This window comes from Legionella wadsworthii DSM 21896 = ATCC 33877, assembly GCF_000701265.1.
In the GTDB taxonomy this organism is placed as follows: domain Bacteria; phylum Pseudomonadota; class Gammaproteobacteria; order Legionellales; family Legionellaceae; genus Legionella; species Legionella wadsworthii.
In genome coordinates this window covers 697,180-719,616 of sequence record NZ_KL370759.1, presented here as the reverse complement: position 1 = coordinate 719,616, position 22,437 = coordinate 697,180, and the positions used below count along the sequence as shown (strand labels likewise).

The window sequence follows — 22,437 nt, the reverse complement described above, 5'->3', positions numbered from 1 at the left end:
ACCCAGTAGTCTATAATTTTGAATATAACTAATTATACACTACATTTAAATGTATCAAATAAATGGTGAGATATATTATGACTGTTGCCTAGAGGCTAAATTAGTCCTCATAGATGCAATAAGCCAAGCTGCTCTTGAAGAATCTATTAAAATAAAACTTATTGAAGAGATTCAAATCTTAATAGAAAATCATGGTGATAAAAGCGAACTGATGTCGTTTATTGAATTAAATCAACTTGCTCGTATCAAATCAATTTTACCTGTCATCGAAAACTTAGCGCGTTCCCCTTTAAATGTTTTGCCTACAAAATATATGAATACGCACCCATTAGTCGGTGCTTCAGAATCATTCTTACCACCCAATCTGCTTTTAAATCCAACATCAAAAATGGTAGAAACGCGGGGTAAAGTGACTGACAGCATTGTTAAAACACTCGAATATTTCCTTGCCAATGATTTTACCGCAAGTGGACAAAATTTAGAGCAGCATTTCCAGAAATTTGCAATTAATATGATTTTTGAGTCCTCTAACACTTATCCTGGTACCTTTCCGTTGGATAAAGTCAATAAAGGTTTAAGTATAATAAATCAAATCATCTTACCTATAGACTCCCTGAATGAAACCCAGTTAAAGCATGTAATCCAAATGAGTATTGACCTTTTAAAAGACCCTATTGCATTGCATTATCAAATTATGGCAATCCATGCTCAGTTCGGATATTCATTGATCAAATTCATACCGATTTTTAAACAGGACACTCTAGTGACTCAAAATGACAATCCTGTTTATAAGAAAATTGTTGAAGAGTACACTCGAAAGTACCCTACAGTGGGTGTTACTACTTTTGAAGATTTTCTTAGTTTATTAAATGGGTGGGATGAAAACGCTAAAAAAGCCCGCAGATTTATATGCGATGAAATGATGTATCAATCAATGCTCTATACAGTAGAAAGCCATCGCGGCCGTGGCAATCCAGATCAATTTGTCCTCACAAATAAATTGGGTGTCATGAGAAACTCCGATTCATCGTATCAAAACCAATTACCTCGCTTAGAGGCACAGCTTCCATGGGTGGACTGGACAAAATGTGAATTTAGGGAAGATTCAAAGATTGTAAACTCAATGACAGCAACAGAAACACCTTTTATTTCAAGTTTCTCCGGTACAACGAGCTTGCTTCTTAACATCATGATTTCAAGTAATGCTTTAAAAACCCTGGAGGAACAACAAATTTATCTCGTTAATATTATGAGTTATGTCTCAGGAGTTGGCTTCCATAGCATGCATGAGATTTTAGGACCTGCCGCATGGTGCTTGAATCTCATTCCAAGGGACCTTTATCCCATAGAAGTTCCAAATACGAAGCTTGAATACCGAGCCCCTTTATACCACAACTATTTTCAAATCATTGGAAGGATTGATCCTGAGTTCATGCAAGTACGAAATGAAAGTAATGCCGCATTTTTAAAATGGTATCGAGAAGTATATTTTCCTAATCTCATCATGACTTCTTATCCCAAGCTATTTAAAGGAATTCTGGAAAAGGGAATCGAAAATCAGGAAGACTCACTGATTTCTTTTTTAAATGTCTTTTTTAAAATTCCTATGGAGAAAAACTTATATAAAAAATTATTGAGAGTATTCGCAGATGTTTATTACGAACATAAATCCGAAATAGATAAAATACTGAATGATAAAATATTAAGTGATGATAACCCCATTAGAGAGATGTACAGCATCCTACAGATGGCAGCTATATTCGATAAAGTAAATAGCGAATATCGTAATAATCTGTCTTTTGATAGAAGGGGAAGATACATCATGATTAGTTCTGAGGAACTTTCAGACGAGTTCACTGAGATTGGTCCACCTTTGGCAGAAAAAACAGCTACTTTAACGGAAGCACTGAGAAAAGTAGGTTTATCAGAAAAAAGCATTAATACGATTATTAGTCAAATTCAGCAACAGAAACAAATCACTTCATTTAAAATAAAAGATGAATCAATTCTTCAAGAATTAATCTTTATTAGTCAAAATATAGAGAAACATTCAGGAACAAAATTTACTTTTTTCAAAGAAGAAAAAACCCCAGAAGGCTTTGAGAAAACACAGGAGCAATATGGTCCAAAATGATTTCATTGTGGACTGTTCTTGGATAGGTTTTTTTTGTTTCAATATAGAAAAATCGGAAATAAATAATCCTGGCCTGGTGTATTACAACCAGGCCAGATTCACAATTTAATTTTGAATTTTTGATTTAATATAGGTTCCCGCAGGTTTTAAATTGCTATCAACCCATGGTCCATTGGAACATGTTCCTGGATTCCATACTGCACCTGAAAGGGAATCATCAGAATAATTCCAATTAGTCCAGCTAATTTTCTTTTGGGCAAATAACTGTAAATATCTATCTGACATAGCGAAGTCATTGGCACCGCCGCCTGAATAAGTTTGTGTGCCAAATTCAGTGACGAAAATTGGTAAAGTATTCGAAGCTTTATCGACTTCATTGAGATAGTTATCACGATGTGAGGCCGCATAAAAATGGAATGTATACATAATATTGGGATAGTTAAGCGGATTACTGATGATATCTTGTGATGATCTTCCATCCGAAACGCCCAATGAACTCCATCCAGGTGTGCCAACCAAAATAATCGTTTTATTATCAATAGCACGAATCACGGGGATTAAGGCATCAGCATAACTTTTAATGCTGCTCCAGGGAACTCCGTTAGGTTCATTCGCAATCTCATAAAATAAATTATTATTATTCTTGTGAGCAGACGCAATCGCAGTAAAGAAAGTTTTTGCTTTGGAGAGATTCACATTTGGATCTCCGGGAGACAAGATATGCCAATCCACAATCGCATAAATACCACGTTTCGTTGCTTCGTCGATAAGGGCATTCACTTGATTAGTAAAGGCGGTAGGATTTGTTTCATACCCCCCTTCTTGCACATACATTGAAATACGCATAACGCTTGCTTTCCATGTATTCACCAAGGTGTCGAGAGAAGCCGTAGTTAAGCAGGCTTTGCCTGTATTACTTCCTTGCCAACCATACCATTGAATACCATGTGAACTCATCCCTTTGAGTTGTATCGGTTGATTTTGTTCATTACATATTTGCGTGCCACAAACATGTAATTGTCCATTTCGCGATACAGGGGTATCTGAACTGTCTGCAGTGAGTGTAATATTTTCAATCGCACCATTCTCTACAGTCAAAGGCTGTGGATCAAATTTGATGGTATAGCCCTGTACAGCGTTAGCAGAAACGGTATAAATGGTTCCTGTAGTCAGTGAAACAGCTTTAGAACCCGATCCATTAGTTAATGGTATGGTTTGGGTAATCGGCGTTGTGGTATTATTTGGCGTTAAAGTCACTTGTAGTGAGCTCAAGGTAGTCGGCGCGCCTTTCACATTTAAAGTTACAGAACTTTGTGCCACTTGGCTACAGCGATACGTTAAGCTGGTTGTTGGTACACTGGTCGAACTTGCCATCACGCTACCAGGAGCAAACTGTGGTTCACAATGATAATTATTGTAAGTAATAACCGGCGTAGAAAAGTTATAAGTACTTCCATTTTTCAACTGAGACACCGTTGTTGTAGTACCCCAATTTAAATTGCTTTGTACCGAACTTCCTGTGTCTGATTGAATCACCTCGACAACTGGTTTTCCAGTATAACCCGCTAACTCACTAGGTAAAGTTTGCAATTGGATAGCCAATTGACCATTTTGCTGTATCACTGCATAAGTGATGGTCGATGTTGCGGTTTGATTCTCAATAACTGAGACAGTGGCCGGAGCAGCGCTTCCCTTATACGTGTTATTACTGCCACTGACATTGTCAGCTGTGATGCTGTAATTACCTGGCGCAAGACCTGAAACAGTTTGTGTACCACTCCAGGGTAATTGCACATTGCTTATGTTAATCCCATTTGCAATAACATGCACGAGTGCGTAGGGCTGGACTACGTCAGATGGTTTCGCACTGTCATTCTTCAGTTGAATGCTTCCGGTTTGAACAGGACCCCCATTCAAATATACATTCGCGGAGCCAACATGGCCATCCGATGCGGCACCATATTTTATTTGAAAAGATCGATTAGCAGGTAATTTGCTATTTGCCCAGGGCTCCGATGGAAAGTGCAAACTTAATGTGGCTAAATAATTCTTATCAGAACCTTGAGATGTGATTTGTAAATTGTTATCTGGATAAGATAAGGGATCAAAATTTCCCCAAAAATTGGTATTCAGGGGAATGGTATTCTGGAAGGTAATTGTTGCATTTTGAAAATCAATGGTTGTGCCGCATTGATTCGTCACAGTTAAAGTGATTGTTTTCCAATAATTATCACCAGTTGCACTAAAAGTTGATTCGATACAGGCTGTGGGTTGCGGTGCAAGAGATGTATGGCTGGATGGTTGCGACGCAGCAAATGTGAGAATTGGAAATAAAGTTGCTGTCATTAGCAACTTTTTGCCCATCCGTGAGACAAATGTTTTCATAATTATTCCTTTCAAATATTATAAAAAGTTGAAATAAATCATACGCTTTCGTATGCGGAAAAGGTAAAATATAGCATGATGAGCGTCGTCATACAAATTTCATTTGATTGGGGGAACGGCGTTGCAGAATGTTTCAACAGATGCGCATGACACTGGGATTAGGCCATAGGAGAATAAGGATGCTGATTACGCGTCGATTTGCAAGGAAAGCTGGTTTGAATAGAATGATTTTATTTTTTGCGATAATCATTTGGCTATGTGCAGCTACTGGTCTATACGCGGCCACTACGGTGAGGGTGGTCTCAACATATCCACCCGGAAATATTGTCCATTTAGGTCACAATCAAAATTACTACCTGCACCTACAATACTCTAGTGAACAACCAATCAAGATCTGGGCCCATCCGTATTTTCAAGGCAAGCCAGCGAATGCTGGCAGTAATCCATCACGCCTCTACCCTGCCGGCAGGGGAGAGGCGCTTGGCTGGTTTTTCCTTTTTCAACCTGATACCCAAGTCGATGAGGTTCGGATCTCTGCAGGAGATGGCTCTTTAACAGGAACATCTTTTGTTGCCGCTTTTCCGGTACAAATCACCGGAAGCAACCAACCAGCTACTCAGCAGAATAAACCCGATTGGGTGTCGCGACTGAAATCGCTTGATGCTGAGGCGCAGAAGGCTAATTATGAAAGACAGAGAAACATGACAATATCCTTTAGCGACAGAATCATGTTTGGTGGTTTTATGCTGATGATGCTGGCAATCGGTGTCTTGGGAATCATTTCCCCTTTATGGGGCTTATTGAGATGGCAAAGAGGTTGGCGAATCGCCGCGGGCGTGCCTGCAGCATTAATGACATTCGAAATCCTGCGTCTTTTCATCGATATTGCAGCCGATCCCACTTCCCACAACTTATGGCCCTTCGAAATCCTCATATCAGGCACACTCAGTGTGTCGATAATGGCTGTTTTGATAGTGGCTAGAAAAGTTACTGGCGTAAGCCAGGTATTATGATGCCTGATTGCTTGCAGATAATCTTGGCTCATTAAAAGAAAGGACTTGACCCTGAGATTCTTAAAAAGAGAAGATATATTGAGACGCACTACATTTTAAAAGATATTGGCATGAAAATTACTGAAATTCACATCGGGCAATTATCTATTCCCTTAATACGTCCCTTTATTACATCAGTAAGGCGTACAGAATGCGTTGATGATGTAGTGATCATGATTAAAACCGATCGTGGGATGGTGGGTTACGGCTCCGCAGCATCAACTCCTGCCATTACTGGCGATAGCACAGAATCAATCATCCAGGCAATTCAAAGTATTTTGGGACCTCAATTAATTGGACGAAATATTTCTGAATTGAATTTGTTGTTGCAGATGAACCATCAAAATATAGAAAAAAATACTTCTGCAAAAGCAGCGATTGACATCGCTTTGCATGATTTATTTGCACAATACTGTGGTTTACCTTTATATCAAGTATTAGGAGGTCATAAGAACAGTATCAATTCATGCATTACTATAAGCGTAAAAACAAACCAGGAAATGATGGTTGATGCCATTGATTTGGTCAAACAAGGCCATAAAACCATAAAAATAAAACTAGGTTTGGATCCAATGGAAGACCTTGAGCGTGTTCGCGCCATTCGTCAGGCTGTAGGCAAGGACATCACTTTACTTGTAGATGCGAATCAAGGGTGGTCTTGTGATGATGCATTAAAAATTATTTCTTCCTTCAAACGATACCAATTGGATATTCCCATGGTGGAACAACCCATTAATGGTCAAGATTTATTCAATTTAAAGACAATAAGGGATCAAGTGGATTGCTCCATTATTGCAGATGAAGCGTGTTTTTCTCCACAAAATGCATTGGATATCGCAAAAATGAATGCCTGTGATGGGGTCAATATAAAGTTGATGAAATCAGGAGGTATCGCTAATGCTCAAGCGATATACCACATCGCGAAAACAGCTGGAATGAATATTATGGTGGGATGTATGCTGGAATCTCCAATTGGTATTACAGCTGTTGCTAGTTTTGCTATCAGTAAACCCGACATTCTCTATGCGGATCTCGATCCTCTTTTCCTCATTCGCGACAATTATGTTCTTGGTGGAGCGCAACGGTCCGGCAGTAAAATTGTCCTGGCGGACAAACCCGGCATGGGAATTGAAGGAATAACTCAAGGTTTGAAATGGATTGGAGCACTCCATTAATGTCTTTTTATATTCAGTTAGCCAGTTTATCTATTATTATCCTTTATGCGGCAATGCTCTTTCGCAATGTTAATCCACTCATAGCAACTGCCCTTTGTGTCGGATTAGGCTTTTTGTGGAACCATAGCAGCCCTATTTCCATAGCGAATACTATGGCTGATGCCCTGGGTTCCTTCATGGCTTTGGTGGGTTTTATCATTATGCTGGGACGTGGGTTAGGTGAAGTTTTGACCCATACCCAAATTAGCCATACTTTAGTACATCAGGTAGTGTATGGGATTGGCGTTAATAATCAACGACGCGCTAAAATAGGTATCATTCTCTCATCGTTCATGATTGTAGGAGTGCTTGGGACTCTTGCTGGAGGGCTAGCCATCCTGGCTCCCAGCCTACGCCCTATTGCGGGTTCAGTAAAATTATCTCGTCCCAGTTTGGCGGTGCTTATGCAGGCTTCTGCTGAAGAAGCATTAATTATTGGGCCCTTTGCTCCTCCTGTAGTGACTTTGATAGGCGTTACAGGCATAAGCTATGGGACGATGCTTTTTTATGCCGCCCTACCCGTAGCCTTAATCACATTAATGACTACATGGTGTATGTCTTCACGACTACAACGGCAGTACGGGCATGAACTTTGTGATAATGAAGACAGCGCAGAACCATTTATTCCCAATAGACTTCAAAAACGGAGTACCCTCTTCTTTTTAGCAGCATTTATAGCCTGTGTGCTTTATGGTTTAGTTATTCAAGCAAAAACCTCCTATGTCATTTTTGTCATGTTGTTTTTAGCGTTGGTGGCAGGATTAGTGAGTAAATTGAGTTTGAAAAAAATTTTCGATTTGCTCCTTGAAGGGATGCAAAAAAGTTTGCACCTTTTCTTTTTGTTCATTTTATTTGATCCCTTTATGGCTCTGATTCATCAAGCAGGAGGATTCACTGCCTTGACACAATTGTTAACCCCATTATTTACACTAGGCGGCAAACCGGCATTATCCATATTAATCGGCATGACTGGAGCGTTTGGTATGCCTGGGGCTGCGGAAGCAACGATTAAAATGCTGCATCAATTATTTAGCCCAGCCGCTGTTCAGATGCAACTTTCTATGATCACTTTTGCTTTATGCATGATTTTTGCTACCCGCGTTACAAACTATGCATATCCGGGTGCAAATATGTTTGCTGCAATGGGTTTTGCGGGAAGTGATAATATTAAAGCCATGATACAAAATGGACTTGTTGTTACTGCCGTACAAGTTACTTTTCTCGTTATTTACAGTTTATTTTGTACTTAACCTTGAGATAAAACGTCCCTCTGTGAGGGGAGTTCATCCATAATTCTTTGAAATTGTGGCTCTTTATTTAAATTTGCGACAAAACTTGCAAATGTTGTAGACATAGAACTATGGAATACCTCTCGTAGTGCCAGAACATGATGGTTTTCATCTGGAGCGGGTTCCATATTGGATATCTCTTTAATTTTGATGATGCTTTGTACAATATTTAATTCATTATTATAATCGATTTGTTTCAGAATATTTTTTATTTCTTTAATGAAATGCGGCGATTCGTTTTTTATATTATGAAACACAGCATTTGAGAGCAAATGATAAATCTTATGCATGTTGGCCTGTCGATCAAGTGGGTCAATTCTCATCACATTCAGTTGGGCTTTTGATTTAAAAGCAGGGCTTTCACGTGCAGCTGATTTGTTTAATTTTTTTATGTATTGAACTCCATCAAGAAAAGCCATATGGGTCGCATTATTTAATCTCAATGCTTTATTTAATTTGGAACAGAGCTCCTGAGGATTGAGAAGAAGATATTCCCCTTTATTTGGATCGAAAAAAGAGTAGGTATTATCTGGATTTTTTTTAATGAGCATAGAGTGCCCTTCCATTTTCCCTAAAGATTTTGCAAAAGCTATGAATTTGACATAGCAACCCTTCTCCAACGCATCGAGCTGATCTTTGAGTAAGGTATAATCTAACTGTTTTCCGTCTTTACTTACATCCGAGGAGGAAAAGAGAGTATAGGGATATTGATTAAATAAATAGGCTTTTAGTTTATCAGTTGTACTGCTCGTATCTAGAATGTGGCTATTCAAAACCCAATCGGAATTTAACTGATATAGTCCTGCCATGAACTGAATTTCATTCAAATTCTTTGGCATGCCCGATATATTGCGCTCCAATGAAGTATCCTGTGCGGAATACCCCATTAAATCTTCTTTAATGATATAATTACAAATGAGTTCACATAGCCCTGAAAATTGATCTCTTTTAATTGAAAGCGACTGGTAATGGGTATCTCCAAAAAGCTTACTTAAAAAATCATCTTGATTATAATATTTTTTCTTTTTAACTCCCGGTTGTGAAAGGATATTATTTTCTATCTTCTCATGCTTCGAAATAATTTTCTGAGTCAATAAATCTAAAACATTTTTGAAAGATTCAAAATTTTCTTCATGGAGAGATTCATCGTCCTTCAGTTGCTCTATAGAATGGATTAAGTGAATCAATAGGTCCTCTTCACTTTTTTCAAGAGACGCAGTTTTGATATAAGTGCGCAGGCCTAATATCAGCTCATGGCTCAATTCACTCATAGCAGGGATGGACTTAAAATAGATATCGATAACATTTAATAAGCTTTGCTCTTGGTTTTCATTTCCATGCAATTGCTCCATTAATTTTGATTTAACTAATTCAAAAGAAGTGACATATATATTTTTCAGAGATTCAGGCTTCCATTTATGTTCCTCATTGTGATAAAACTCATTCTTCATGTCTTTAAGGACATTGAGCATTCCTAGCATGTCATTGATTGCCTCTGCTTCATTTAACAAGACAAGATAAGAGCCCTTGATCTGTTGATTCCTTTTTAAAAGTTCATCAAGGGCTGGCCAGCTGCCATCTGAAATTTTTTCCTGGTCGCAATCTATTGAAGTTATGGTGATATTATTTTGTAATTGTTCAGTTAAAATACGTACCGAAGTTATGTCATTTTCTGTGATATCAAGATGAACCAAAGTATTGTTTTGTTGTAATGCTTCGCTTAGATGCCCCACTCCCTTATCGGTAATATGATTTCCATTTAAAATTAAAGTGTTCAGTGATTGATTATTTTTAATACTACTGCTGATATAACGAATGCCCTCATCCTCTATTCCATTCCGAGATAAATTAAGGCTTCTGATTGAAGAATTATCAAGAATAAGAGTAGGAAGAGGATTTTCAATCGGATTTAGTCCATTATAAGATAAGTCCAAGTGAGTTAATGATGGATGCTGACTAATGGCCTCTGCTAACAAATAGGGATCACACAAATCCAATCCACAGGACATCACATTTAATGAAGTTAAGCTTGTATTTTGGCGTAAACCGTCGACTAAATAATCAATGCCTTTGTCTAAATAATTCAATCCAAGATGCAACTTCTTTAAAGATTGATTCTCACTCAAGAGCTTTAATAATCCGGATTCTACTTGTAAATTACAATCCATTATTTCCAGTTCTTGCAATGACTTTTTTTTACTGAGAACCTCAAATAGGTGGTCAGTATTACTTTCAATCTTCAGATGGTTCAGTTTGATACTCTTTAGATTGTTATTTTTTTCAAAAGCAATAGCAAGCGCTCTAATGCCACCCGCATCAATTTGAGTACCGCTTAAATTTATTGATTTTAATGTTGTATTTAATTCCAGCATTTGTGCAATATAGGGAGCGCTACTTGTTAAAGGATTATTTCTTAAGGTTAAAGCTTTTATCTGCGTATTTTTAGATAAAGCATCCATCAAAATAATTATAAATTTCTGCGTTACTTCTTCTTCAGGTAACTTTTGACAGGTTAAGTATTCTACTGTTGGATTATTGTCTAATGAACTAACTGCCATTTGCCATATCTTAAAGTGCTTTTTAAGATTGGATAAATCCATGACTGCATTTGGATTTTGTAAACTTTTCATAACAGGCATTTCAGTAAAATAGTAATGGTAGTACCGTCTTACAAGTAAGTCGAAAAGCATAAATTTCGTAGAGTACATAACTTATATCTATCAATATATGATGTGTATATTTAGTATAGTAAAATAAAATATGGTTGGTTTATGTTCAGGCGGCACTTTTGCTTGTAACCCAGATAGTCTTTTTACGAGTAAACAGTTTATAAAATAAGAGACGTTTCCCTATAAAAAAAGCTCACCAATAAAAAACACCCGGATACAAAATGCAAACCTAATATACTGTAGGCCGTAATCGACTTCCAGTTAATAGACTGAGTGAGCAGGAGTTTGACCGAAAATAAAAATAAAATGTAATTCGACGCGATGCTTCCCCACCAAAAGTTACCATTTAAATGTACAGGGTATTCTGCAAAAAATGAAAAAATGCCCAAGGAAACAAGAAAAGTAAGCCAGGCTATTATTAAAAATCGATCCATTTTTTTGAAATAAAATACCAGGATAATTAATGGAAAAGCGATTGACAGGAGTAGAGAAATAAATAGATGCGGAGAATATGTACTCCAAACTAAAAAAGGAGCAAAGACCGTTGCAGTAGGATGATTAAATAATTCATTTTTTACAAAAGTAAAATACCACTGGTAAGATAAGGTCATCAACGCAGGAATGATAATGAGTGCGGGTTTGATGAATGCATTCAAATAACTTCGCGATTTTAAGTTCAAGAGAAATAAACCTATTGTAAGTACAGGCAGAAACGCCATTGCATAATTTGGCTTACAGAATATGCTCAAAACAGCAAGTCCACCCATCATAAAAAAAGGAAACCATCTATTTGAATCAAGATTTTTGATGGAATAATAAAAAAACAATATATTGGCGGGCATCGCGAAAATGAGGGTTGAATTATGCCATTGATTGGCTGATATATTACCCAAATATACATGGAAATTGTCCACTAATATTTGTTCTGGATGGTTGGCTTTTGTGTAATAACTTAAAATCGGCATCACAAAAATTAGTGCCATAGAAAGTAAAGATACTAATTGGACATTCGCTGACTCTTTTTTTAATAACCAATAATTTATCAGGTACTTCAAACAAACTAATATAGATAACAAGTACATTGTGACAAAAGAAAGGTGGCGATATTCTGAGGAATAACCCGAAATAAAATAAACCAATCGATACCACAAGCTGTAAACGGGGAAGTTACCATATTTAGAAAAGTCGATGATGAACTGGGTATGGCCTGGTATATCGCTTACCAGGTGCTGTTTGGAATCACTCCATACTTGGAATTGGAAGGTATAATAAAAAACAAAATAACTAACCAATCCCGCAATTAAAAAACCAAGATACAAGTATTTATTTTTTATGAGGGGCATGATTCATTCTCCTTCAAATACAAGGTTTCTAGTTCTAATAACCCCCTTTGTCGCTCTTTCATTCGTTTCACGGGTATTCCGAAATAGATACCCCAAGGCTGTGTTGATTTTGTTACAAGACTCATTGCCCCTATGGCACAACCTTCAGCTATATGAGCATCAGGCATGATGACCGAGTTACTGCCAATAATGACATGCTTTCCTACTTTGATGGTGCCAAACCTTTCCTTTTTATATTGACGGGGGATGGTTGGATTAGTGAGCGATTCACCAAAATAATTATCAGATTGTGTAAACAAATTCACATAATAAGCCAATGTGACAAAGTCACTTAATTGAATGCCATGGACTCCACCTGCAAGATTACCATGAACCCCTACAAATACATTACGTCCAATATCTATTTTTCCAGACAATACACAAAAATCATCGATCCGTGAATTATCACCAATCTTAATTTGATCAGCATCATAAATTTTTGCACTATCACTAATTTTTACATTTTTACCTAAGTAACTAAAGCCTAAACTTTGCAACTGTGATTGAGTTAAATACCCCATTTATTCTCTCTCATAAATAATATGCCCATGACACGATACGACATAAAAGCCGCGATGATAGTAACCAATATCTGCGCAGCATATGGATTTATTTCTAACCAGTTAATAAACCCATGTAATAAAGCTAAATTAATGACTAATAACAGAACATAATAGGCAAAATAATAAAGAATATATTCCATCCCTTTTTGTTTGGTATTAAAAACAAGGCTTTTATTCAAGAAATAACCAAGAATCACCCCGAAGACAAAAGAGGTCGAGCTTGCCAAAAAGTAAGAACTGCCATTAAAAATAAGGACAGCATAAATACAATACGCAATAAAATTGTATCCTAGTGAAACGACAGAAAATTTAATGAATTGTCGATATTTCTGCAAGAGATTCATAATCCATGTTTCTCGTCGAGCACGTAAAGCGGTCTTTTGCGGCTTTCATCAAAATTCCGCCATAAATATTCACCAATGATACCTAGAGTCAACATTTGGACCCCAGAAGTAAACATAATCGCAACCATGAGTGAAGACCATCCAGCACTAGCGCCCAAAAGTAATTTCTGCAAAACAATATAAACGGCATAAGACAAGCTAAACAAACAATCCACTAAGCCAATGATGGAAATGGCTCGAATGGGGACATAGGAAAAAGCCAATAAAGAGTCCAGAGCTAATTTAAATTTTTTTGATAAAGTCCAGCGCGATCTCCCAATTTCCCGGGTTTGTCGGTCGTAAACCACTTCAGCTCGCTTAAATCCCAACCACAGGATTTGCCCAAATAAAGAGGTATTTTTTTCTTCAACTTTGGTCAATACTTCAATGACTTGCTTGTCGGCTAGGAAACAATCAAAGCCTCCCAATGGCATGTCTTGTAGCGCATATTTGCGCATTAACTTATAATACAAAAAGGAAAATAATTTTTGCCAAAAAGATTCACTGCGCTTGTTTCTCACCGCGACTACAACTTTATTTCCCTCAAGATATTTCTCAAACAGTTGCAAAATAAGACTGGGAGGATCTTGTAAATCCGCGGAAATAACCACCACACAATCACCTTGAATGAAAGAAAGACCCGCAAATATTGCGATATGTTGCCCAAAATTACGTGACAATTTGATAACCTTTACTTTTTCATCAAATTCCCGCAATTTTAAAGCCTCCTGATAGGAATTATCGTTAGAGCCATCATCAATTAAAATCAGCTCATAATCTGGAATGTGAGGGAAAACTTCAGTGGCTAAAAGTTGGTAAGTAACAGGAATATTTTTTTCATTGTAATAAATAGGAATAACAATCGAAAGTTTTTTTGTCATGTCAAAATTAAGTTTTCTTAAATCATGTATCTTATCATGTTTTGTTTATTTCTCACTAAATCCACTGAATCCTTCCTGAATACTTCCCCTTCTCCATGAAACCCTTCTTTCATTAGAACGATTAATAAACGATAAATTACAGCAGTTCTCTAAGTAGCAGAATTAAAAGGGACTTTTACAATAAAGAACTATTTATTATGTTATAATTTCAGATCCCTATTTAATTAAACAAAAACTAAATAAAAGAGTCGATTAATGTCTGAAGCTGTTGAACAAATAAAATCTTTTCTAAAAAATCCTCGTATAAAAAAAATCCTGATAGCTGAAGATCATTTTGATTATGCACCTAAAGAAGCTTTAATTGATTTATTTGATGAAATTGCCCAAGGTTCATTTATTTGTCAAAGAAAAATTATTCTTATCCTCGAACACATATCGACAATGGATCAAAATCAAATTAATGATGGCGTTGAAAAGAAGCAATTTAATACCTCTATCGAGACTGTATTTAAAAAATGCCCTTTTGTAGAACCACAAAATCTAGAAGTGAATATGTATGTCACCTTGGCACAAAAGGCAATCCATACGGGAATATTAATCAAAGCAACAGAAAACCAGAATACAGGATATAACTCGTTGATTACTTCGTCTTGCATGAACCGTGTACGGACAGCAAACCCTGTATTCGAAGAAGCCTTTCATGATGTATTTTTTAAAACAGAAAATGTAGTCGCAATTTTTCTTGGTGGTGCCGCCCATATAGTAGACATGCATCCAAATTCTCAGCGTGAATTTAGTCCTGGCTCCATAATGGGATTAAAAACCGCTTTGAATGAACAAGGCGATACTGTCTCTTTATTTATTTATGATGAAGGTGGAAATCATTTAAATAAAAATCCAACAAATAGCGAACCTAGTATTTCGATAGAAGGATATTACGGAAATAATAATTTTGATTTATCGATTTGCGTCAAGCCTCAAAAAAAGCAACTACGCAAAGAAGATTCATCGAGGGCAGCAATGAGCTCTTTGCCTCCTCTATTCATGTACTTGAAATAGGTAACCCATATGAGTTATCCAGAGTCATCCACTGGTTACGTAGACTGCTACTACACTTCCATGTCATAAGCTGCTTCATACATTGGATGAACGATGCTGCAGCTTCCATTCTCAAATCATTTAGGTTCATTTAGGCCCAAACTTATCTCTTTGTACTAAAAAGCCATATCGAGCATACTATTGAAACTTTAAGGAAATGGAGCCTAACTTCACATATATTTGATTAGGGCCAAACTTACCTTACTTTAATGCAGAACTATTAACAGAGAAAATATTTAAATGACCCAGTTAAGAACGCTCATTACGAACATTATCCATAAACCGCATAATAAATCAGATTCAAGTTGCTCCCTAATCAATTCATTTTCAATAGAGTAGATGAATTGCCAGCAATCCCTCTTTAATTTTTCCAAAAACTGAATTAGGATATAAGGTAATAGCCAAAAATTTCTATTAAATTCAAAAGAATGCCCTATAAAAAAAAAAGATCCAAAGAAGTTTTATTTTGTTCAAATCATATTATTGTATGATTCCTATGCCCATGCACTTGATCCTGTGAGGCAACATGATCTTAATCCTTTATTGATACAAACTTTCCAAAAACAGCTTGCAAAAAAAGAATTAACACCAACTACTCCTCCATCCACCGACAATACTCCACAGGCTCAAATTCATGAGTTGAGAATTACAGGACAACTCGAGTTAGCTCGGGATTTGGCTATAAGTTATTTACATCAACATCCTGATGATGTGGATGTAAATCTTGAGTTAGGTCTCATCTATTTTCAACAAAAATATTATTCGAAGGCCGAAATTTATTTAAACAGGGTATTGATAAAGAAGCCTAACTATTTGGATGCCCGTGTTGCATTAATAAAAACCATGGTTGCTGAAAAAAAATATCAAAATGCATTAGCAGTTATTGATAATGGATTAAAACAAAATAAAGAGAACAAGCAATTATTGGAATTAAAAAATAACGTTTTAAGTGCGGAACACGAGGATTTACAAGCCTCTCAATCATCGATTCCTTCGATAATGCCCACTATTTTAGAAGAAATACAACAATTAAGGAAAAGAGGTCAAATAGATACAGCGAAAATCAAGGCAATGGATTATCTAGAAATGCATCCTGAGAATGTGGATGTGAGTGTGCAGCTTGGTTTGATTGCCTTGCAACAAAAAAATTATCATCTGGCAGAGGATTGCCTTAGCTTCGTATTAACCAAAGCACCTAAATATCTTGATGCACGTATTGGATTAATTGAAACAAAAATGGGTGAAAAAAAATATCAGGAAGCACTCAATTTAATTCATGAAGGTCTTAATCAAAATCCACATGATGCACAATTAAAATTATTAGTAGAAGCAGTTGAGCACGCGCAACAACCTCCTAAGGCTATAGAAAAAATGAAAACGGAAGCCCCATCTCTCAACGCCGAACTAAAAAAATTACGGCAAGATGGAAAAATCAATTTGGCCAAATTTAAGGCAATTAATTATTTAAAAGTCCATCCAGAGGATGTAGATATTATGCTCGAACTTGGATTACTTTATTTTCACCAAAAGGAATTCACAGCAGCTGAAAATTACTTAAATAGCGTATTAAAAAAAACCCCGGCCTATTTAGATGCACGCCTTGTATTAATCCATATATATCTTATAAAAAATGATCAGAAAGGTGCATTGAAGTTGCTCTATACAGGGTTGAAAATTACGCCTAAAAACCCGCAACTTTTAAAATTAAAAAATCAAATCGCACTGAATAAATTCAATAAAGGAAAACGGCTGTCACAGGAAGAAATGGATTTACTTCGAGCCAGAACGATGATGGTTAAAAAAAACTATGAGGAAGCAAAACAAATTTATAGCATGCTTCTGATAAAAAATAAGAATAATACGGATGCAAGAATAGGTATGGCTGATTATTATCTTGCAAAAAATCGTGATTATTCTGCACTTCATTTAATTCGAAATGGATTAGTAAACCAGCCCAACAATGTCAAATTAATCATTAAGGAAGGCGAAATTCAAAAGATATTTCGCCGATATGGCTTAGCAGCCAAAGCCTACAAAAAGGCATTATTAATTGAGCCTGAAAATAGGGATGCACAAGCCCACCTGGATGAAATCAAAGAAATATCTCCCCGGTACACTTATGGGATTAATGAGCTTGGTCTTTCCAGTGATAATACGTATGTGACACACTTACCGAAAAATAAAATTTGGGATTACTCCACTGCTTATTATGCTCGTGAAACGGATATCGGTGTTCTATTAGCAAAAGTGAATTATGCATCCCGGTTTGGCGTTAACGCACCTCAATACGAAGTTGATTTTTCGGCACAACTTAATCGCAATTTTCATGCCGATCTGGTCATCGCTTATTCGGATCAGCCAGTACTATTTCCAAAATATGTAGTTGGTGCGGAGGGGTTTGCTTTAGTGACAAAGTCTATTGAAATCTCTGCCGGGGATCGTTATTCAAATATTGGCCCTACCTATTTTTCAACGTACACAGGATCATTAAGTTATTATCCTAAAAATTATTGGATTAGCTTTCGTCCTTACTATTTTGTTCCTAAAGACAGAACAAAAGAGTCCTTGTTATATACAGGAATAATTCGGCGTTATTTTTCTACAATAGATCATTTTTTAAGTTTAGGTTTGGGATGGGGGCATAGCCCTGATTTGGCGGATCTTTTAACCGTGAATTTCATCATTATTAAAAATAGTTATGTGAATTTAACTTATGAATTTCCAATTATAAACCATCATTTGGTTGTTGATCTTGGTGCAGGATATCAACAATGGAAGTATCAGACAGGGCTACTTAAGGAATTATACGATGGGAATATTGGAATTAAATATAGATTTTAAAAGTGTGTTGACAATTTATGAATATAAAAATAAAAGAAACATTTAAAAAAATCACTCTTTTTTTAGTGATGTTCATTGCAGTTTATTTCCCTTTAGGAACATTTACAATTGTATTGATTATTCGAAGTTTAGTCACTTTTATGCAACAAAGCCAATGGTCAGAATACTACGTCCATTTAATAATTCTCTGTGTGATACTTGGGAGCCTTTTATATTCTGTATTGTTTGCAAAATGGTTGACTATTTGGCTTTTTCATTCGAACAATCGCTCGGATAAAAATTTTTTTGCGGCGGCTATTACCATTTTTTGGATACTCACTTTGAGTTATTGGATCATGCCTCGAGCAACCATGGAGCGAGAAATTACATCAATAGACGGTCATTTTACCGGTGGTCCTTATCCAGATAAGAATCAATTAATTCTTCTAAAAGCCAAGGGCTATACAGGTATTATTTCCTTACTTGACCCAATTATATTACCTGCGGAGCCATGGTTGTATTTTCAGGAAAAATACAATGCAAAAATAATAGGTATTAAGCTTATAAATATTCCTATAATTCCAGAAAGTATCTACACCCTTGAGACGATTAAAACTATCGAAGAATTAAGCAAAAGTATAAATAAAAAAGATAAATATTATGTCCATGGTTATTATGGCCAGGATAGGGTAAAAACATTTATAGATATTGTAAATGCTAACGCACACTTATCCAAAAATGGTTCAAAGAGGCATTTATCATGATTACAAAACTTACGAGTATTGTGATTATTTTTGAAGGTTTTTTTATTTTTTTGATAATCGTTGTAGCTTATATGATTCGCTCGATATTTATATTACAGCAACGCAAAAAGGATCAAATTAAAAATAAAATTGAAGCTTATTTAAATGCAGCGCTTTCAAATTTTACAGAGGGATACCCCATTCGATTTCCTCGTCGGTGGAGGAAAATAGATATCATTTTGTCAATAATTCAAAAATATGACCAATTAGAACTTGGTGATTCTTGGAAAAAACTCCGCTTGGCGCTCATTCATAATATTTTACTTCCTTTAGCAAGGCAAAATGCCACCAGTTCCTTCGGAAGAATGCGAATCATATCCTCACAATGTTTTTGTCTTGCCCTGGGGGAACAAGATGTTCCTATAGTGAGCCGATTACTGCAAGAAAAAATACCGATCATCTATTTTCATGCAGCGAAAGCCGCAGTGAACTCCGGTGATGAGACATTAATTAATCAAGTTATAGATAAAATGACTCCCGTACGCAGATTGGGACAAACCATTTTTTTAAATCTTTTTAATGGAGCCGAACCGCAAATTGCCTCGATCATTGAAGCACGTTTAGCCAAAGAAACAAACCCTTATGTCAAAGCAATATGTTATAAGCTGTTGATGACATTCCCTAAATGTCCTTTAAGAGAAGTATTTAGCCTTTTTACTGATCTCCATTCAGATAATATTGAATTACAGCTCTCATCAATGCGCTATATGGCTTATAATCAAAAAAAACAGTCAATTCCTTACTTATTAAAACAATCTGAAGATACACGATGGGAGGTAAGGGCAACAGCCTGCCGACTACTTGGAGAGATAGGTGCAAAAAAAGCTGTTGATGTACTTGATCGATGCTTAAAAGACAAAATATGGAACGTCAGAATTAATGCTGCGACCGCCCTGAAAAATATGGGCGAAGAAGGAGTATCAAAATTGCAAGCTCAAAATCCACAAATTGATCGCTATGCTTACGAGGCAGCCATTTCAGTGTTGCATCAACCAGTAATTACTGATTTTGATATTATTAAATAAATAATCAATCAGTACTTAAATGGAGTAAGTAAAACATGATTTTTTCGATAAGTGAATTTATATTCTTTATCAACATAGCCATTATCTGGTTTTATCTTGTTATTAATGCTTTTTATCTTTTTTTGCTGATAACATCTATTCCTGATGTTCTTTTGCGATTCCAGGAAGCAAAGAGAAAAAATATTGAATTTTTAAGTGATTCCCGGATTTTGCCCTCAGTTACTGCCCTTGTACCAGCCTATAATGAAGAAAAAGTGATTACAAATACGGTGCAATCATTATTAAGATCCAATTATCCGAACTTGAAGATTATTGTTATTAATGATGGGGCAACGGACAACACCTTGCCATTTTTAAAGAAAGATTTTGATTTAATCGATGTTTTTCTAACCTTTTCGAAGAAAATAAAAACAATTGCTGAGGTGAAAGGTTTTTATCAATCAAAAAAATATGCAAATCTAATTGTCATAGATAAAGAACACAGTGGCAAAGCAGACAGTTTAAATGTAGGTGTGAATTTATGTAATACTCCCTTGTTGATGTCGATTGATGCCGATACATTACTCGAACCTGATGCCATTCCCATTCTTGTATTTTCAATGCTTAGTAAACCTCATACTATTGCAGAAGGAGGAGCCGTTTACATCTTGAATGGTTGTAAATACAAAGATGGTGAGTTAATCGACCCAAAAATGTCCTCTTCAACAATTGAGGCCATTCAGAGCTGCGAATATTTAAGGGCATTCCTTTTTGGCCGGACTGGATGGAAGCCATTTCGCGGCCCGCTTGTTTTGGCGGGTGCGTTAACGATGTTAGAGCGGCAAGCCGTGCTGACAGTCGGAGGATATAACGTACAAGCCCCGGGAGAAGACATGGAAATCATTGTCTCTCTTCATGAATATATGCGAATCCATAATTACCCTTATCGAATTGGGTATTCATTTTCTGCAGCCGCATGGACTCATTGTCCTTCTAACATGATTGCATTATGGTCACAACGGGCACGTTGGCATCGAGGGCTCATTGATAGTTTGTTTCGGCATAAAAAACTCCTGTTTAATTATAAATTTGGTGCGACGGGCTTACTTTCTTATCCCTTTCTTTTTATTGCAGAATTTTTAGGACCAATCATTGAATTCTTTGGTTACATAGCAGTAGCACTTTCCATGTACTTCAATATCATCAATTGGAAAATGGCTCTTTTGTTTTTTATCGCAACAGCCGGTTTTTCGGGAATGATTACAATTGGAACTACATTAATCAGCATTATCAGTTTCGATAAATATCAGCGTACTATTGATATAATTTTACAACTATTTTTAGCTGTATTTGAAAATCTGGGATATCGGCAGTTGTTGGCATTATGTCGTGTGACGACAACTTTTCGTTATTTCCTAAGTCAGTTGATATATAAAGAGAAACCCAACAAATCACAAACATGGTGAGCGTTTCTCTTTTATCAAGATTCTAGCCTAATGTAGGATTTCATCATTACGCCTCACAGTAGATATTATCTTTTTAATTCTTCCAATAATGTTTTATAACGGTTATTCAAGGCGCATGAACAAGATGGTTTTAATCATAAACTACATCTAACTCCCGAGAAAACCTATGCCCGCTTTTATTTCAACAAGCATATGAATACCATAATGTTCAATAGAGTCTTGAAGAGCTAATACGGTAAATTGTTCTGCTGAATAACCTAAAGTATCAGCAAAGTTCTTAGCTTTTTTGGCGCTTACTGCTTTCTATGATGAATTAAGCTGTGACTGATTGAGCAATAAGATCCTTAAAAAAGTTCATGCGTTTATGCAACATACTCTTAGTTCGATAAATCAAATATACAACATATCGAGGAGGTGTCTGTGGGCAATGAAGCTGGACCAGCGATTTATTTTCTAAATAAGGCAAAATATAAGATTTAGGTAAACAGGCGACGCCATAACCATTTACCGCAGCGCGAACCATTCCATTTAAATCGGTAAACGTAAGAGAGGGTTCGATAAAATTAGGAGATGTATCCAGGGCAAGCTCAAAATACCTTTTCAGAAATGGCATTGCATCTTCATATGCTACCCAGCGCAAACTTTTAAGGCTTTGGTAAAAAGCTGAGGCAGAAGTATTATCGATGTATTTTTCCCATCTTTCAGTACCAACAAACATCAGTTCATCATCAAAAAGCTTAATAAATTTAAAATTGGGATTTTCAAACTTAATAGATATGATACCAAAATCAATTGTGTTATTTTGCAAAGCATGAATGATATCAAAATCTTTAGGGATGTAATTGACTTTTAATTTAATTTCATGTTCAAGACATACCCCAATTGATTTCATTAATATATTTTGGGCAAATTCATTGATACAACTTATAAAAATTTCGCCGCTCATTGAATTGGTATATTTTGAAAAATTTTCTACCACTCCACGTATTTTATCAAAAGGTTCTGAGATCAAAGTAAATAGTTTTTTGGCTGCCTGGGTAGGCAAAATACTTTTTGCATTGCGTTTAAAAAGGATTTCCCCGAGGTAAATTTCTAAGTTTTTAATTTGGATGGAAACTGCTGCTTGTGTAATATTTAACTTTTTAGCAGCTTCTGCAAAGGATCCTGTCTCATAGGCGAAAATAAAAGATTCGAGATTAGTATAAAACTTCATGTAATCCCCCTAGTTTTCTTTTAAAAGAATATGCATTTTGAACTCCAGTGAATATACGAAGATAGACACATTGTATTATAT

General features: G+C 36.2%; 16 protein-coding genes. 9 read left to right on the top strand and 7 right to left on the bottom strand.

All coding sequences use genetic code 11. The features are described 5' to 3' along the window. Positions 1–49: 49 nt before the first annotated feature. Positions 50–2,134: a hypothetical protein gene (locus tag BU07_RS0109305; RefSeq protein ID WP_031565430.1), complete on the top strand. Its 2,085-nt coding sequence runs from the start codon at positions 50–52 to the stop codon at positions 2,132–2,134. Positions 2,135–2,239: 105 nt separating this feature from the next. Here BU07_RS0109305 and BU07_RS17610 read toward each other — a convergent pair whose 3' ends face one another. Then, positions 2,240–4,519 carry a glycoside hydrolase family 5 protein gene (locus tag BU07_RS17610; protein WP_207384422.1) on the bottom strand — a complete coding sequence of 760 codons (2,280 nt, stop codon included), beginning with the start codon at positions 4,517–4,519 and terminating at the stop codon, positions 2,240–2,242. 140 nt (positions 4,520–4,659) lie between these two features. On the opposite strand from BU07_RS17610, the gene BU07_RS0109285 reads away from it, so the two are divergent. The 3 genes from BU07_RS0109285 (at position 4,660) to BU07_RS0109275 (ending at position 8,035) form a co-directional block, all read left to right on the top strand. Continuing rightward, positions 4,660–5,532, top strand: a complete 873-nt coding sequence (locus BU07_RS0109285) for a hypothetical protein (protein ID WP_242601869.1) — start codon at positions 4,660–4,662, stop codon at positions 5,530–5,532. A gap of 110 nt (positions 5,533–5,642) precedes the next feature. Then, positions 5,643–6,746 carry a dipeptide epimerase gene (locus tag BU07_RS0109280; protein ID WP_031565426.1) on the top strand — a complete coding sequence of 368 codons (1,104 nt, stop codon included), beginning with the start codon at positions 5,643–5,645 and terminating at the stop codon, positions 6,744–6,746. Then, positions 6,746–8,035 (top strand): TRAP transporter large permease subunit, encoded by a 1,290-nt coding sequence (locus BU07_RS0109275; protein WP_031565424.1) that lies wholly within the window; start codon positions 6,746–6,748, stop codon positions 8,033–8,035. Before BU07_RS0109280 ends, BU07_RS0109275 begins: the two co-directional genes overlap by 1 nt. Here the strand turns inward: BU07_RS0109275 and BU07_RS0109270 are convergent. The 5 genes from BU07_RS0109270 to BU07_RS0109250 all read right to left on the bottom strand — a co-directional run bounded on the left by BU07_RS0109270 (position 8,032) and on the right by BU07_RS0109250 (position 13,952). Next, the gene (locus BU07_RS0109270; RefSeq protein ID WP_242601870.1) at positions 8,032–10,704 is read right to left on the bottom strand and encodes a leucine-rich repeat domain-containing protein; all 2,673 of its coding nucleotides are present in this window, start codon (positions 10,702–10,704) and stop codon (positions 8,032–8,034) included. The genes BU07_RS0109275 and BU07_RS0109270 overlap by 4 nt on opposite strands. Before the next feature lie 197 nt (positions 10,705–10,901). Continuing rightward, positions 10,902–12,086 (bottom strand): hypothetical protein, encoded by a 1,185-nt coding sequence (locus tag BU07_RS0109265; protein WP_031565420.1) that lies wholly within the window; start codon positions 12,084–12,086, stop codon positions 10,902–10,904. Continuing rightward, positions 12,074–12,646: an acyltransferase gene (locus BU07_RS0109260; RefSeq protein WP_031565419.1), complete on the bottom strand. Its 573-nt coding sequence runs from the start codon at positions 12,644–12,646 to the stop codon at positions 12,074–12,076. Before BU07_RS0109260 ends, BU07_RS0109265 begins: the two co-directional genes overlap by 13 nt. Continuing rightward, a complete protein-coding gene (locus tag BU07_RS0109255) occupies positions 12,634–13,032 on the bottom strand; it encodes a GtrA family protein (RefSeq protein ID WP_031565418.1) in 399 nt (132 codons plus the stop codon). Before BU07_RS0109255 ends, BU07_RS0109260 begins: the two co-directional genes overlap by 13 nt. Continuing rightward, a complete protein-coding gene (locus BU07_RS0109250) occupies positions 13,029–13,952 on the bottom strand; it encodes a glycosyltransferase family 2 protein (RefSeq protein WP_031565416.1) in 924 nt (307 codons plus the stop codon). The genes BU07_RS0109255 and BU07_RS0109250 overlap by 4 nt, the downstream gene beginning before the upstream one ends. A gap of 255 nt (positions 13,953–14,207) precedes the next feature. On the opposite strand from BU07_RS0109250, the gene BU07_RS0109245 reads away from it, so the two are divergent. The 5 genes from BU07_RS0109245 to BU07_RS0109225 all read left to right on the top strand — a co-directional run bounded on the left by BU07_RS0109245 (position 14,208) and on the right by BU07_RS0109225 (position 21,143). Then, the gene (locus BU07_RS0109245; protein WP_031565414.1) at positions 14,208–15,011 is read left to right on the top strand and encodes a hypothetical protein; all 804 of its coding nucleotides are present in this window, start codon (positions 14,208–14,210) and stop codon (positions 15,009–15,011) included. Between the two features lie 555 nt (positions 15,012–15,566). Then, positions 15,567–17,891, top strand: a complete 2,325-nt coding sequence (locus BU07_RS0109240; RefSeq protein WP_133134460.1) for a tetratricopeptide repeat protein — start codon at positions 15,567–15,569, stop codon at positions 17,889–17,891. Between the two features lie 17 nt (positions 17,892–17,908). Further along, complete coding sequence (locus BU07_RS0109235; RefSeq protein WP_031565410.1) at positions 17,909–18,634, top strand: hypothetical protein; 726 nt, start codon at positions 17,909–17,911, stop codon at positions 18,632–18,634. Next, positions 18,631–19,698, top strand: coding sequence for a HEAT repeat domain-containing protein (locus BU07_RS0109230; protein WP_031565407.1), 1,068 nt, complete (start codon positions 18,631–18,633; stop codon positions 19,696–19,698). Before BU07_RS0109235 ends, BU07_RS0109230 begins: the two co-directional genes overlap by 4 nt. Positions 19,699–19,733: 35 nt before the next feature. Then, entirely contained in the window at positions 19,734–21,143 is a 1,410-nt protein-coding gene (locus BU07_RS0109225; RefSeq protein WP_051635526.1) for a glycosyltransferase family 2 protein, read from the top strand. 313 nt (positions 21,144–21,456) lie between these two features. Here BU07_RS0109225 and BU07_RS0109220 read toward each other — a convergent pair whose 3' ends face one another. After that, positions 21,457–22,356 carry a LysR family transcriptional regulator gene (locus BU07_RS0109220; RefSeq protein WP_031565403.1) on the bottom strand — a complete coding sequence of 300 codons (900 nt, stop codon included), beginning with the start codon at positions 22,354–22,356 and terminating at the stop codon, positions 21,457–21,459. Between the last annotated feature and the right edge of the window lie 81 nt (positions 22,357–22,437).